Source organism: Methanobrevibacter sp. (assembly GCF_045577275.1).
In the GTDB taxonomy this organism is placed as follows: domain Archaea; phylum Methanobacteriota; class Methanobacteria; order Methanobacteriales; family Methanobacteriaceae; genus Methanobrevibacter.
The window spans coordinates 1-14,240 of sequence record NZ_JAZNIB010000016.1 but is presented as its reverse complement, the minus strand read 5'-3'; the positions used below and the strand labels follow the sequence as shown (position 1 = coordinate 14,240).

General features: G+C 34.6%; 11 protein-coding genes and 1 tRNA gene. 3 read left to right on the top strand and 9 right to left on the bottom strand.

Annotated elements, in window-relative coordinates; translation table 11 throughout:
• Positions 1-56 precede the first annotated feature (56 nt).
• The gene (locus tag ACKI67_RS00565) at positions 57-3,107 is read left to right on the top strand and encodes an Ig-like domain repeat protein (RefSeq protein ID WP_407461435.1); all 3,051 of its coding nucleotides are present in this window, start codon (positions 57-59) and stop codon (positions 3,105-3,107) included.
• Positions 3,108-3,252: 145 nt separating this feature from the next.
• On the opposite strand, the gene ACKI67_RS00560 is transcribed toward ACKI67_RS00565, so the two are convergent.
• From ACKI67_RS00560 to ACKI67_RS00550, 3 genes are all read right to left on the bottom strand, one after another.
• Positions 3,253-4,644: an MFS transporter gene (locus ACKI67_RS00560; protein WP_407461434.1), complete on the bottom strand. Its 1,392-nt coding sequence runs from the start codon at positions 4,642-4,644 to the stop codon at positions 3,253-3,255.
• Between the two features lie 109 nt (positions 4,645-4,753).
• Complete coding sequence (locus tag ACKI67_RS00555) at positions 4,754-6,142, bottom strand: MFS transporter (protein ID WP_407461433.1); 1,389 nt, start codon at positions 6,140-6,142, stop codon at positions 4,754-4,756.
• 54 nt (positions 6,143-6,196) lie between these two features.
• Entirely contained in the window at positions 6,197-6,646 is a 450-nt protein-coding gene (locus tag ACKI67_RS00550; RefSeq protein WP_407461432.1) for a MarR family winged helix-turn-helix transcriptional regulator, read from the bottom strand.
• A 382-nt stretch (positions 6,647-7,028) separates the two neighbouring features.
• Here ACKI67_RS00550 and dtd point away from each other — a divergent pair, with 382 nt between their 5' ends.
• Positions 7,029-7,472 carry a D-aminoacyl-tRNA deacylase gene (gene dtd / locus ACKI67_RS00545; protein ID WP_407461431.1) on the top strand — a complete coding sequence of 148 codons (444 nt, stop codon included), beginning with the start codon at positions 7,029-7,031 and terminating at the stop codon, positions 7,470-7,472.
• Between the two features lie 61 nt (positions 7,473-7,533).
• Here dtd and ACKI67_RS00540 read toward each other — a convergent pair whose 3' ends face one another.
• From ACKI67_RS00540 to hisF, 3 genes are read right to left on the bottom strand one after another with little or no spacing between them, the layout of a single operon-like run.
• Positions 7,534-8,763: a succinylglutamate desuccinylase/aspartoacylase family protein gene (locus tag ACKI67_RS00540; protein ID WP_407461430.1), complete on the bottom strand. Its 1,230-nt coding sequence runs from the start codon at positions 8,761-8,763 to the stop codon at positions 7,534-7,536.
• Between the two features lie 40 nt (positions 8,764-8,803).
• Complete coding sequence (locus ACKI67_RS00535; RefSeq protein WP_407461429.1) at positions 8,804-9,886, bottom strand: DNA glycosylase; 1,083 nt, start codon at positions 9,884-9,886, stop codon at positions 8,804-8,806.
• A 9-nt stretch (positions 9,887-9,895) separates the two neighbouring features.
• Positions 9,896-10,729 (bottom strand): imidazole glycerol phosphate synthase subunit HisF, encoded by an 834-nt coding sequence (gene hisF, locus ACKI67_RS00530; RefSeq protein ID WP_407461428.1) that lies wholly within the window; start codon positions 10,727-10,729, stop codon positions 9,896-9,898.
• Positions 10,730-11,011: 282 nt separating this feature from the next.
• On the opposite strand from hisF, the gene ACKI67_RS00525 reads away from it, so the two are divergent.
• Positions 11,012-11,087 (top strand) — tRNA-Arg (locus tag ACKI67_RS00525).
• A 10-nt stretch (positions 11,088-11,097) separates the two neighbouring features.
• Here ACKI67_RS00525 and ACKI67_RS00520 read toward each other — a convergent pair.
• The 3 genes from ACKI67_RS00520 to ACKI67_RS00510 all read right to left on the bottom strand — a co-directional run bounded on the left by ACKI67_RS00520 (position 11,098) and on the right by ACKI67_RS00510 (position 14,064).
• Positions 11,098-11,274 (bottom strand): hypothetical protein, encoded by a 177-nt coding sequence (locus ACKI67_RS00520; RefSeq protein ID WP_407461427.1) that lies wholly within the window; start codon positions 11,272-11,274, stop codon positions 11,098-11,100.
• 78 nt (positions 11,275-11,352) lie between these two features.
• Positions 11,353-12,051 (bottom strand): M48 family metallopeptidase, encoded by a 699-nt coding sequence (locus tag ACKI67_RS00515; RefSeq protein ID WP_407461425.1) that lies wholly within the window; start codon positions 12,049-12,051, stop codon positions 11,353-11,355.
• 102 nt (positions 12,052-12,153) lie between these two features.
• Positions 12,154-14,064 carry a helicase C-terminal domain-containing protein gene (locus ACKI67_RS00510; RefSeq protein WP_407461424.1) on the bottom strand — a complete coding sequence of 637 codons (1,911 nt, stop codon included), beginning with the start codon at positions 14,062-14,064 and terminating at the stop codon, positions 12,154-12,156.
• Positions 14,065-14,240 lie beyond the last annotated feature (176 nt).

Sequence of the window (14,240 nt, the reverse complement as noted above, 5' to 3'; positions counted from 1 at the left end):
GGAAAACTATGAAAAATAACAGAAATATTTGCATACTGTTAATATTTCTTGTATTTATGATTACAATATCCGCAGCTAGTGCTGCAGAAGATGTTGCAAGTGATTTAAGCAGTATGGAGGATAATGAAGAAATCATTTTAGAAGAAGGTCTGAGTGATGAAAGTATTCTAAATGATGCTGATAAAGACATTGTTTTGGATGAAAACAATGTAAATGAAGATCCTATTTCAAAGGGCAATAATGAAGAGGAGAAACTATCTGAAACTACAGGAACATTTACAGATTTGGAAAATGACATTAACGGAAATGACGATACAGAGATTAGTTTAAATAAAAATTATGTCTTTAATCCAGATTCCGATTCAAGTCTTGTAGATGGAATTATTATTAAACGTGAATTGAGTATTGACGGTAATGGAATAACAATAGATGGAAACCATTTAGCACGTATTTTTCAAGTAAGCAGTGGAAATGTGAAAATCCACAACATTAATTTTATTAATGGAGAAATCGATGAATATAGTGGCGGAGCTATATTATGGCAAGGAAAAGACGGATCCCTTTCTAACTGCAGTTTCATAAATAATACTGCCCTTGTAGGGGGAGCGCTTATGATGATGGGTACAAATACTGCTGTTTCCAACTGTAATTTCATTAATAACTATGCTATTTCTCAAAATACCAGAGCTGGAGGAGCTATTTATTGGTATTCTGATAATGCCACTATCAACAACTGCACTTTCAAGGACAATAGAGGAAAACTTGGAGGGGCTATTCATATGTATTATAGTTCAGGAACCATTTCTGATTCTGTTTTCATAAACAACTCAGCAGAACAAAGTGGGGGAGCTATCTATACTGAAGAAATTGATGGTGCAATTTATGGCATTGCCAGCCATAATTATCTTAATATCACCAATAGCACTTTTGAAAGCAACCACGCAAAAATGGATGGTGGGGCTATAAATTTATATGGCAGTGCCAACTGTACTATATCCAACTGTAATTTTGCACACAATACAGCAGATGACGGTGGAGCAGTAGATGCAGATGGATTAATGAACAATACAGTATCCAACTGCAAGTTCACAGAAAACATTGCAGGATACAATGGAGGAGCAATATTCTGGATTAGTGCAAATGGTTCCGTATCCAACTGTAACTTCACAGACAACGAGGCAGAAAATGGTGGAGCAATCTATTGGTACCTGAATGATGGATCCATTACCGGTTCTAACTTCATAAACAACACTGCAAATTATGGCGGAGCTATTGATGGAAAAGGAAACGTAGCCAACTCTAATTTCGTAGAAAACAAAGCAAGCCATGGTGGAGCAATGGATGGCGGAACTGCTACAAACTGTACATTTATAAAGAACAATGCAGATTCTGCCGGTGGAGCAATCAATGAAGGAAATGCAATAAACTCCAACTTCACAGAGAACAATGCAGAATCTACAGGTGGAGCAATCAATGAAGGAAATGCAATAAACTGTAATTTCATAAACAACACTGCAAATTATGGTGGAGCTATGAACGATGGAAATGCAATAAGCTCCAACTTCACCGACAATAAGGCATATGAGAATGGTGAAGAGCCAGCTCCTGGTGAAAGCAAAAGTGATGCAATGCTTGAAGGCATTGCAGTGAATTGTATTTTCATCAACAACGAATATCGTGAAACAAAAGTCTATTCTAGTGCAAGCTTAGTTACTTCAGATTATACCTCCACATATGATTCAGGCGAAACATTAGAGATAAAATTAGTTACCCCTGATAATCATCCATTAGATGGCATTCAAGCAAAAATCACTGTTTATCAAGGTAGTGAAAAGGTAGGAACCTATTATGCTCCAACAGGAGAAGGATGGGAAGTCAATTTAAGCCCTGGTGACTACATAGCTTCAATATACATTGAGGAATTGCCTGAAGTGGTTGGGGTTGCAGCCGAATTAAAAATAACTAAAGCTTCAACTGAAATCTCTACATATGATGCTAGTTTTGAATTTAATGCAAGCAGACAATTTGTATCTGTTATCTTAAGAGATGGAAACGGCAAGACAATTAAATTCGCTCCAGTAACTATACAAATTGATGAAAAGAACTCCACCACAATGACCGATCAAAATGGAGAAATAAGAGTATCCGCTAGAAATCTAGGTATAGGTCCACACACTTTGACAGTTAGATTTGATGAAAACGAAAATTACACTGGATCAACAAACTCTTCAATAATGACTGTCATTCCATCCAGAACAATGATTGAATGTGAAGACTATGTCGGAGAATATGGCAGTGCCGATGAAATAGTCATCACATTATATGACAGCGAAGCGAAGCTAATCAAAGGAGCAAAACTAACTGTTGATATAGATGGTCCAAAAACCTACACAACTGACAATAAAGGGCAAATAAAAGTACCGGTCAATGAATTGCAATCAGGGTCATACAAAGCGCTTATCCTATTTGAAGGAAATGAAAACTATTCATTATCATATCAAAAACTAAGTGTAGATATTGCTAAAGTCACAAGTCAAATAATATATGAAAACATGACTACAACTGCAGTTGACGTGGATACTGACGGCAGAATCGGAAAAAATTTCACCATTACCCTTAAAGACAGCAAAGGAAATGCTTTAGCAAATAAAGCAGTGCAAATTGGATTCAATGGTAAAGTATATGATAGAGTAACCGACAAAGATGGTAAGGCAAACTTGCAAATCAACCTAAAGAATGCAGGAACCTACACATTTGCAATATGCTTCTTAGGTGATGAAAACTACAATGGATCATTTGCTGTTGCTAAAATTGTTGTAAACAAGCAAAAAGGAAGCTTAACAGTTCCTAATAAGTCTTTCAAAGCAAGTGCAACAAGTAAAACCTTAACCGCAACATTCAAATCTGCAAGCGGAAAAGTAGTAGCTAACAAGAAAATCACATTTACCGTAAACGGTAAATCCTACAGCGCTACCACCAATGATAAAGGTGTTGCAACTGTCAAAGTAAGCCTAAACAAAAAAGGAACCTACAGCTTCACTGCTAAGTTTGCTGGAAACAATATGTATGCAGCAATCACAAAAACTGCAAAGCTTACCATAAAATAAGAAAAATAAAAAATTTTTAAGAATAGTCAAAAGACTATTCTTTACTACTTTTTTTAATAAAAAAAATAATTTTACTTCAATTTATATCGTTAAAAAAAGATTAAAAAGATATAATTTAAAAAATATATCCTTTTACTATTTTTATCTAAGTTGGTCTATTCGTATTGAATTTGTCTTTGGATCTTACACCGACCAATGAAGCAAATATCGCGAGGATACAAGCAACGGTACAGATACCACAAATGATTTGAGATGCTTGGACGACCATGCCAGCATATTTGGTTGCAAGTGGCAAGCTTCCCATAATCCATGCAAATACAAGAGTGAGAAGACCTAAACTCATGGTCTGACCAATTGTTCTCATGGTTGCTTGAGATGCTGAAGCTGTTGGAGCATCTTTTGGCGGAACTGAACTCATGATTGCATTCATGTTTGGGCTTGAGAAGAGTCCCATACCGATACCCTGTAAGATCATAGCTATAATGACAAGGTAAATCGGTGTGTCACCATTCAGGAATGTGAGAATCAAAAGAGCCACAGTTGCAATTCCCATACCAATAGCTGCCAATTTCTGTGGGTGTATCCTATCTGAAAGCTTACCTGCATTAGGTGCCATAATCGCCATGATGATTGGGGTGATGATTAAGATCATACCTGCCATCTGTGCATTCCATCCTCTAACGTATTGGAAATGGTAATTCAAAATAGTTGTAACTACCATAACTGCAATGTAACTGCATAAAGCTGCAACATTGGATGAAGTAAACTTCTTGTTCTTGAATAGATTCATATTGAATACAGGAGATTTTTGTCTAAGTTCATAAGCTCCAAATATTACAAGGATAATAAGTCCGAGAATGGTCAACATTAAACCTGTGCTTGTTGCCAATGTTGTAAATCCATAAATGAATAATAATATGCCTATTCCATATAAAATAGAACCTACTGTATCGATCTTATCATTTTCATAGGTTTTCCACTCATCTGTAATTTTCCAAATCATAAGGGCAATACAAAGCACTAGGAATGGAATTACAAAGTAGAACATTGACCTCCAGCCTAAGTTGTGCACCAAGAATCCGCATATAACCGGAGACAATGAAGTTGCCAAGTAAACACCAGTTACTGTAAATCCTAAAGCCTTACCTCTGTTTTGAGGCTTGACAGCTTGCACTACCATTGCCATAGCAGATACGTTCAAGAATGCTACACCTGCACCTTGAAGCATACGGAAGATCATGAATGATTCTGTAGAGAATGAAAGCACTGCACCTATTGAAGCGAATAAATAGAGCAAGACTCCACCAAGCAAAGATTTTTTAACACCAAACTTACCGGATATCTGTCCTGCAGGAACTGTAAATACAGCAACCACAAGGAAAAATATGGTAGGAACCCAATTTTGAATAACATTATTCATTGCAAATTCCTGTGCAATAGCTGGCACTCCTATGATAATCCCATTGGATAGGAATACTGCAAAGAATGAAGTAATGAATGATACCGCTATTACAACAGTTTCTAAATCAAATTTCATAACAATCCCTCTATAATATAAAACTCATTAATTTAAATTTTAATTGAAATATTTATAAATCAAATTTTAATTTTCACCTTTAAAACATTTTAAATAAGAATAAATAAATTTAACTTGCATTTGTATTGAATTCATCTTTAGATTTTATTCCTACAAGTGATGCGAATATTGCAACTATACAAATGACTGTACAAATTATACAAACTATTTGAGATGCTTGTACAACCATACCTGCATATTGGGAAGACAACTTCAAGCTTCCCATAATCCAAGCGAATACAAGGGTAAGAAGTCCTAAACTCATGGTCTGACCAATTGTCCTCATTGCAGATTGTGCTGCAGATGCATTTGGAGTTTCATTTGGAGGTACAGAACTCATGATTGCGTTTGTATTTGGAGTTGTGAACATTCCCATACCTACACCTTGGAAGATCATCGCAATGACAATAAGCCAAATTGGAGTGTTTGCATCTAGGAATATTAAAATCAAAAGGGCCAATGTTGCAATTGTCATTCCAATAGCTGCCAATTTCTGTGGATGAATCCTATCAGAGAGCTTTCCTGAATTAGGAGCCATTATTGCCATAATGATTGGAGTGACTATTAGAATAAGCCCCGCCATTTGAGCATTCCATCCTCTGACATATTGGAAATGATAATTCAATATTGTGGTAAGTGATGCTATTGCAAGATAACTGCATAATGCTGCAACATTAGATGAAGTGAACTTCATGTTCTTGAATAATCTCATGTTGAATGCAGGAGTGCTGACTCTGGTTTCATAATATGCGAAGACAAGAAGCAAAATAAAACCTATTGCAACGCTAAGCTTACCCATAGTGGTCATTAAGCTTGTAAATCCATAAATGAAGAGCAAAATTCCTATTCCATAAATGAGATAACCTATACTGTCAATCTTATCATTTTCATATGTTTTCCAATCTCCTGGAATCTTTAAAATCATAAGTGCAATACAAACAAGGAAGAACGGTATTGTAAAGTAAAACATTGACCTCCAGCCAAAGTTATAAACCAAAAATCCGCATATTACAGGAGACAGGGACCCTGCCAAATAAACACCAGTTACTGTAAATCCTAAAGCCTTACCTCTGTTTTGAGGCTTGATTGCCTGTACAACCATAGCCATAGATGCAACATTTGAAAATGCCCCACCGATTCCTTGGATCACTCTGAAAAATAAGAATGACTCAGCAGAGAATGACAAGCATGCTCCTATTGAACCGACAAGGAAAATCAATACCCCTACTACCAAGGACCTCTTAACACCAAACTTACCGGACAATTGTCCTGCAGGAAGAGTGAATATGGCTACAACAAGCAAAGCGATTGTGATAATCCAATTTTGAACAACATTGTTCATTCCAAACTCACTTGCTATTGATGGAACCCCTATGACTATACCTGCAGCTAAAAACACTGCAAAAAATGATGTAAGAAATGATACAAGCACTACAGAGGTTTCTGAATCAAATTTCATATTATCCCTTTTTTATAAACATGATTAATGCCAAATCTGCATGAAAGCTTAAGATTACAATTCTTCAACTAATTTCATGCCATTGATAGCTATTTCCTTAATTCTTTCAATAAATTCTCGATCTTCTTCTGTTATTCCCACTTCCTTTTCCCAATCCTTAGAGATTTGTCTGACCTTAGGAACCAATTCATCCCCCTTTGAAGTGGTCTTTAACATGTATTTTCTTCTATTGTCCGGATTGACTTCCCTTTTAATGAATCCATCATCCTCTAATTTCTTTAAGGATTTGGCAATGTTTCCCTTGCTTTGACCAGACATTATAACTAAATCATCCTGAGAAATGCAAGGGTTATCATAAATCATCATGATGTATCTTACTTCATGGCCTAAGTCAAATTCAGCAATCTTAGACTTCAAGTATTTGAAATGATTTTTAGATAGATTATGAATCCATGCTATTAAAGGAGAGCTATCCATTATTCCTTGAAAGCTTTCACTTTCCATTATTTCACCTACTTTAAAAATTTAAGTAATCACTTTCAATATTATATTGCCTTTTATATATTATAAATGTTTCATTTGAAACAGTTAAAAATGAAACAATTAATATTTTAAAAAAATGTGAAATGAGGGAATTGAGTTTTTTATATTTTTCCTTTGGCAAGTTTTTTCCTTCTTCTTAAAAAAATTTAAATATAATTAAATGTAAACTAGAAATAAGAGAATTTTGATTTATCGGTTTCAAAATTGTCTCAATTTTTTAGGAAAAATTACTGTTAAGAATTCCTATGGGATTCTTAACTTTAGTTTTAATGCTTTTTTTAAATAATTTGAATTTTAAATTTTTATAGTTGTAATCAGCAATATCAATTTTTGGAGAATTATAATGAAATTAGTCATTCAAAGAGTAACAAATGCCAGCGTAGAAGTTGAAGGAGAAATCACAGGCCAGATTGAGGAAGGATTAATGGTGTTAGTAGGCTTTGGCCAGACAGACAGCGAAAAGGAAGTTGAATATTTGGCAAGAAAATTATGCAAACTCAGAATATTCCCTGACGATGAAGGCAGAATGAACAGATCAGTACAGGATATTGGTGGAAAACTTCTCCTTGTTCCTCAATTTACATTATATGGAAAAACCAAAAAGAACAGACCTTCATTCCATAAGGCATTGGCTCCAAATGAAGCTACAAAATTATTTGACTATTTTGTTGAAAAATGCAGTGAAGAAGTTCCATGTGAAACAGGAGTCTTTGGTGCATTCATGAATGTAAGTTTACTCAACAATGGTCCAGTAACAATCTTGCTTGAAAAAGAGTTTGATGAATAAAAAAATAATAAATTAATTATAAAAAATAGAAAATAGGCCATCTAGGCCTTAAATTTTAAAATCAAAGAAGTTTATTATATTTCAAGAGTGTTTTCATCATCAATAATGACTTGGAAACAGACCCTTTTTTAATCTTTCCATGAGGACTAAGTACTTCACAGGTTACAGCAGGAATTTTTTTCAAATTAACCTCATCCTCTAAGGCTCCAGGATACTCTGCTCCCGCCCTTTTGTAAATCTTATATTTCACTTTTGCATTTTTAGCAATGTATTTAGCAATTGCTGCACTTTTTTTAGTTGGCTTATAGGATCCAAAAACAAGATTCTTGCCTGGCTTTCCACCCGGTCTTGTAGCGTGGAAATCGCCATAGGAATCACATTTGAACTTTTTAATCAATTGAACAGTCTTATAAGAGATTGTTCCCTTTTTATTGGCTCTCTTATTTAAATGAACCCCTTTATAATCTCTCACATTTGCTGCAGTTCCCTTTGGATTCATGAATGGCATGACATAAACTGTACCTTTAATGTAATGTGTCTCCAGATACTTGATCAATTTCATTGCAGCAATCTGCGGAGGAATTTCATTTCCATGACATCCCGCTGTAATGAAAACAACCTTTCCTTTTCCTCCTTTGAACTTGATAACTGGCGTGCCTGATTTTGCCAACTTGATTATCTTCTTTACAATAGCTGATTTAGGAACATTTGCCTTGATTCTCTTGTTTTTAAGCACATTAGCTCCAGATTTCCATTTGTAAAGAGTGATTTTGTAATAATTTTTAACTGTATATGTATTCTTTCCAGAAAGATTTCCAGCATAATACTTGACTGTATACTTTCCAGAATTGTAATTGAGAGTAATGGAACTTATTCCACTTGCATTGGTATATACCTTATATGTCTTCCCATTAGCTTTGAAAGTAACCAATGTATGATTGATGGCTTTTCCATCCTTATTAAGCACCTTAACAGAAAATTTAACCTTTTTGCCATAAGTTGATGCTATGTTTTTAGTGGATGAAAACTTGTAAGGAGTCTTATTGAATTGAACAGCAGAACCATTATTTGAAGAATTAGATACAGCAGGACTGCTATCTGAATTATCAGTATCACTAGAACTATCTGATGACTCATCCTCATTAAGATCTGTGATATCATTATCTACTGATTCACCACCATTATCATCAATGGCTGGGGCAGAATCATCTGAAACAATATCATCAGCGCTGGCTGTTGAAACTATTAAAAATAGGCTTAATAAAATCAACAATAAATATCTTTTTTTCATGTTTTCCTCTCAATTTTAAAATACAATGCTATTTTTTTAACTATTTGCTTTTAATCTTATCCATCAAACCTGACTTTCGTGCATAATGGAATAGATAAAGCTGAGCATATCCAGCATAATCTCCAAAGTGTTCTATGCCGAAATCTCTGGTTTGGTCTGCTGAAATCTCCTCTCCATCAAAGTATAAGTGAGAAACTATTCTTTTTATCCAAACATCAGAGGGGAATGCTTCCTCAAACCTAAATCCATACAATAAAATGCAATCCGCTACCTTTGCACCAACACCAGGCAATTTTAAAATCAAATCAAATGCCTCATCATAATCCATAGAACCTATTTGATTGATATCAATCTCATCAATCAGCATTTGACTTGCCTTTACCATATAAGGTGTCCTATAGCCGACACCGCAGGACTTCAGATTATGGGTATAGCACTCGATTTCATAGCTGTGCCCATCTGCTTCAGCCTCTTCGATTGGAGTTTCATAGAAGTCTAAAAATTGATTTGGACTTGGAAATCCATAGAAAATTCCATCATCAAATTCCACCTTTTCTCCCCAATTATGCTTTATCTTGTCAATTGATTTTGTCCATCTTGCAATTGAATTGTTTGCAGAACATATAGAAGATATGATGCATTCAAATTGATCCTTTGCAATGAATAGTCTCAATCCTTTGCAGAAATCAACAGACGGTGCTAACTTTTCATCAGCTGATAAAAAATCATAGAACTTTTTCAAGTCAAAGTCCAAGTCATAGATTTTGGTCAATTCATTTTTGATTTCATTTTCAATAATCTTGATTTCATTATTTGATAAATTATTTGTGTCAAAAAAATTAGAAATTTGATGATTTCCCACTTTTTTAGGAAACTCATATATGTAAGTGAAACTATTTAAATCATTTTTATCTTGTGATAGCTTTAAAAGAATTGGAAGTCCATTTAAATTAATGCTTTCATCACTAAGTTCATTAATAATTGAAGGAACTTTTAAGTAAATTAATTCATTAAACTCATCAGTATTTCCAATAGAATTTTGCCTCCATGGAGGCTGTGAAGTTTGACCGGATTCTTGGGTCAGCTTAAGATTGATCAATGAATTGAATTTGAGATTGGTCATGATTTCACTCTAAAAGGTTTCTCTTATTGGAACCCCTTTTTCCTTTAAGTATTTCTTGACTACTGGAACAGGATATTCATTGAAGTGGAAAATACTTGCTGCAAGTGCTGCACTGGCATCAGCAACTTCAAAAGCTTCCAGAATATGTTGAGGGTTTCCTACCCCTCCAGATGCAATGACTGGAATGTCCACATTATCGTTGATTGCCTTTGTTAAAACAAGGTCGTAGCCGTCCTTTGTTCCGTCTCCATCCATTGAAGTGAGAAGAACTTCACCAGCACCTCTGTCCTGACATTCCTGTGCCCATGCTATGGCATCCATTCCAGTAAACTCTCTGCCTCCGTAGATACTGCAGTCAAACCATACTTCCCCTTGCTCACTGTCTACAATTGTTTTTCCTTTTGCAGCTTCCTTGTCCTCTTCAACATATCTTCTTTTAGCGTCGATTCCTATTACCACTGCTTGAGACCCTACCACTTTGGAAGCGTCTGTCAATAGCTGAGGGTTGTGAATTGCTGCAGTGTTTGTGGAACATTTGTCTGCTCCCGCCTTAAGCATGCGAGTGTAGTCCTCTACCTTTCTTATTCCTCCACCTACACATATTGGAATGAATACGTTTTCAGTCAATCTTTCTATAACATCAACCATGGTTCCTCTACGTTCATGTGAAGCGGTGATATCCAATATAACGATTTCATCTGCCCCATCTTCGTAATATTTGGTAGCAAGTTCAACTGGATTTCCAGCATAACGAATCTGCTTGAATTCAACTCCCTTAACTACTCTGCCTTCTGGAACCTGTAGGTCACAATCTAAACAAGGAATAATTCTTTTGGTAAGCATGATAATCACAAAATATAAAAATTCTAATTAAATAAATTTTACCTAATTTAATTTATTTTTTTTTATTGAATTTTAATTTTTTTTATTGAATTTTAAAAATTCTATCTAATTCTATTTTTATTTTTTTAATTAATAATTTTAACTAATATTAAAAAAGTAAATTTAAAATTGAAAAAAATGAGATTAAAACTAAAATTTTAAAAAAGATAATAAATAAATTAATATAATAGACATAATTGTTATTGATGAAAAATAAGAATAACAATTATAACTATTTTTATTGGGCCTATAGTCTAGTCAGGATTATGACGTGGGACTTCGGATCCCAAGGTCGGGGGTTCAAATCCCCCTAGGTCCGTTTTTAAAAACTAAGACTCTTCTTCTATGGATTCTAAAATCAATTGACCTTCATTGAAAAATATGATATCCAACCCTTTTTCTTCACATGCCACTAATATGTCTTCCAATTTTTCATACTTGGCAAGTACAGTGGCATCGTAGGTGGTCTTATCTATTTTAATCAATTGATAACCTAATACTTCCATCATATCACCCCTTTTGATATTTCTTATAATTTTAATTGTACTGGTTTTATATAAATATTCTCTTTATGTTTACAATGATTAGTGTTCTTCATTCAATAATTGCTTAATCTCTCTCCAATTAGGACAGAAATTATCCATAAGTGCCTTGAATCTTGGACCATGATTGAATTCAATCAAGTGGCATAATTCATGAATGAGAACATATTCTGTGCAGATTGGTGGTTTTTTAGCCAATTTTAAGTTTAAGGTAACCCTTTTATCCTTTCTGCAGTTACCCCAATTTTTCATATTTCTGATTTTAACTTCCTTTGGCTCTTTTCCAACAAAATATGTGCATTTATGTAAAAAGTAGTCTAAATTCCTATTCATTTCATCTCTGTATAGCTCAAACAAGATCTTTTCCCTTTGCTTAATGGTAGATCTCTTTGGAACAGGAAGATAAATGATATGCTCTTTGCTGTCATAAAATGCCTTTTTTGCATTTTCATTGTCGATTAATTGAAGTGTGTATGGCTCTCCCCAAATATAATGGGTTTCTCCATCTTTGTATTTCACTTTAGGTTTAGGTGGATTATCAAGCATCTTTGCTCGAGTTTCCCTAATCCAATCTATTCTTGACAATACAAAATCATTTATGGCTTCATCAGATAATCTCATAGGAGAAGAAACCTTAACAGTGCCGTCTGGTTTGATTCGAAGGTATAGATTTTTTATATTCTTCCTCTCTAAAATTATAGGGATTCCTTCAATTTCAATTTCTTCTCTTTTTACCACCATATTATCACTCATTATGAAAAAAGAAACTAGCAAGGATACACTCCCAACCAGTGAAAAAGTTTTGGTTCCGGTTTTGCAGGCCGAAGGCCTGGAAAAGCGGAGTTAAATTATACGATCATCATTAATTACAATAGCTTCCTTAAAGAACTCTGGAATCAATGACTTATACAAAGGACTCTTAAGAAGCATTTGAATATCTGAATCCAAGATATAGGTTACGCAAGAGTCATCTTCTGCTCTCATTCCCCTTCCGTAAGCCTGCATTAAGGTCATTGCAGTCTTATATGCATACCATCTTTGGTCCTTTTTCATTCTCATATGAACCTGCTTATCTCCAAGATATGGGAATGGTATCTTATAGATTACCTGGAATCTGCACTTGTCATAAGGCAAATCAACACCTTCACTCATGGATGGGCTAACAAGGACCAATGGGTTTTCATCCTCTTCAAAGAATTTCAATACCCTTTCCCTATTGTTGTTTCCATGAGCAATCAGCCTATTGCTGTATAGGTTATTGATAATGTATTGTTGGCATTTGTAGCTGTGAGTATGAATCAGTCCTTTCTCTCCCTCATGCCTCTTTAAGATCTTCTGCAAAATTTCAATTGACTTTGGAGCAGATTGCTTGACCCTACTTTTAGACATTTTTCCAGCTAAATTCAATTCAATCGGCCTTTTTTCAACTGAAAACGGACTGTCAACTTGAATGTGATAAACTTCACGTGGATCCAATCCTAACCATTTTGAAAACATCTTATGGGACAATATGGTTGCACTTAGGAATATTACAACATCCCCATGCTTGAAGAGATAATCTTCAGCATAATGATTGACTCTAAGCGGTTTGAATGATACCCCATTTTCATCTGCATCGATTACCCAGTTTCCTGGCTCTTTTTCAAGATTGGTTTTCAGTGCCTTTAATTTTGAAATGGTGGAATTGATTCTGTCTGCCTTGTTTGTCGGCAAGTCCTTAATCTCAATATCTGAATAATGACCTTGAATTGCATCAATTTCCATTATCCATTCGCCTTTTTCATTGCTTTTAAGGGTTTGAGGACTTATTACCTTCTTAATGTCCTTTTCAAGCTGACGATTGTATAGGTTAATCTCCATTGTTTTCATTAGCTTATCTTCAATGTTATGTGCTTCGTCAAGAATCAGCAAGGTTCTTTTTCCAAAGTGCTTTACATAATTCAACTCCAAAATGGCATAATCATAGTTCATCAATGTGATTGGTGAGTTGATTGCATTTGCCTTCTGTTGCCAATAGCTGCAGTGGTCATTGGTTTGGAAGAAAATATCTGCTCCGAATGAATCTTGAAAAGCCAAATCTCCTGTAAGTGTTGGATTTTTGCTTATTCCATAAGGACAGAAGAACTTGGAATTTTTAGGTGCTGTCTTACATGCACCCATATCACAGGTAACCTCCAATCCATCCTTTAGACAATCAAAGTTTCCCCTACCTTTTACAAGTGGGAAATCAAATTCATCTGCATATTGCTTTTGAAGCTGTTTTGTCATTGTTAGAATATATGCAGATTCATACATACGGGCCAAGGTAGAAGCTACAGCGGATTTTCCTGTACCTGTACCTGCCTCTAAAATAATATACTTATAACCTTTTGAGATTGCTTCTTCAATGTCTGCTATAATCTCCAATTGACCTTCTCTTGGCTGTTCAAATGGGAAATTCTCTATAATTTGTTCTGGAATTTCTGGGTACTCCTCTTTTAACCTGTCAATTACCTCTTGAGGAAGGTCATGTTCTGCAATATCATAGACTTCTGCAACTGGAAGGTCCAAATCTTCGCTGACAGTTATCGGATTGCGATTCTCATATTGATAAAGACCTTTAGCACCTTTAGATTTTTTATTGCTTGAAGAAGAACTTTCAGACTTCTTTTCCTTTTTCTGATAAGGTTTTTTGGTTCTATCTGCAACGTATTTTCCACATACGCAATTACTTTTAAGCATCCCACAATTTGGGCAAAATATTGAATTTGACATTACAATTATATTAGGACTAAGTTATATAAAAAGGTTTTAGAAAGAGCGATTGAAAGGTAATATTTATATAAAAAAATTGATTTAAACTTATAAAATTGATGTTAATTGTTATATTTTAATTTTAATTGAAAAACCAATGCAAATAGAATAAGATATAATGGAATAGAATGAAAAAA

Bases quoted from the DNA above. Each gene is read 5' to 3' on its own strand.
- ACKI67_RS00510 (WP_407461424.1), bottom strand. From the start codon at position 14,064: ATGTCAAATTCAATATTTTGCCCAAATTGTGGGATGCTTAAAAGTAAT.
- ACKI67_RS00535 (WP_407461429.1), bottom strand. From the start codon at position 9,886: ATGACCAATCTCAAATTCAATTCATTGATCAATCTTAAGCTGACCCAA.
- dtd (WP_407461431.1), top strand. From the start codon at position 7,029: ATGAAATTAGTCATTCAAAGAGTAACAAATGCCAGCGTAGAAGTTGAA.
- ACKI67_RS00520 (WP_407461427.1), bottom strand. From the start codon at position 11,274: ATGGAAGTATTAGGTTATCAATTGATTAAAATAGATAAGACCACCTAC.
- hisF (WP_407461428.1), bottom strand. From the start codon at position 10,729: ATGCTTACCAAAAGAATTATTCCTTGTTTAGATTGTGACCTACAGGTT.
- ACKI67_RS00515 (WP_407461425.1), bottom strand. From the start codon at position 12,051: ATGGTGGTAAAAAGAGAAGAAATTGAAATTGAAGGAATCCCTATAATT.
- ACKI67_RS00540 (WP_407461430.1), bottom strand. From the start codon at position 8,763: ATGAAAAAAAGATATTTATTGTTGATTTTATTAAGCCTATTTTTAATA.
- ACKI67_RS00560 (WP_407461434.1), bottom strand. From the start codon at position 4,644: ATGAAATTTGATTTAGAAACTGTTGTAATAGCGGTATCATTCATTACT.
- ACKI67_RS00550 (WP_407461432.1), bottom strand. From the start codon at position 6,646: ATGGAAAGTGAAAGCTTTCAAGGAATAATGGATAGCTCTCCTTTAATA.
- ACKI67_RS00565 (WP_407461435.1), top strand. From the start codon at position 57: ATGATTACAATATCCGCAGCTAGTGCTGCAGAAGATGTTGCAAGTGAT.
- ACKI67_RS00555 (WP_407461433.1), bottom strand. From the start codon at position 6,142: ATGAAATTTGATTCAGAAACCTCTGTAGTGCTTGTATCATTTCTTACA.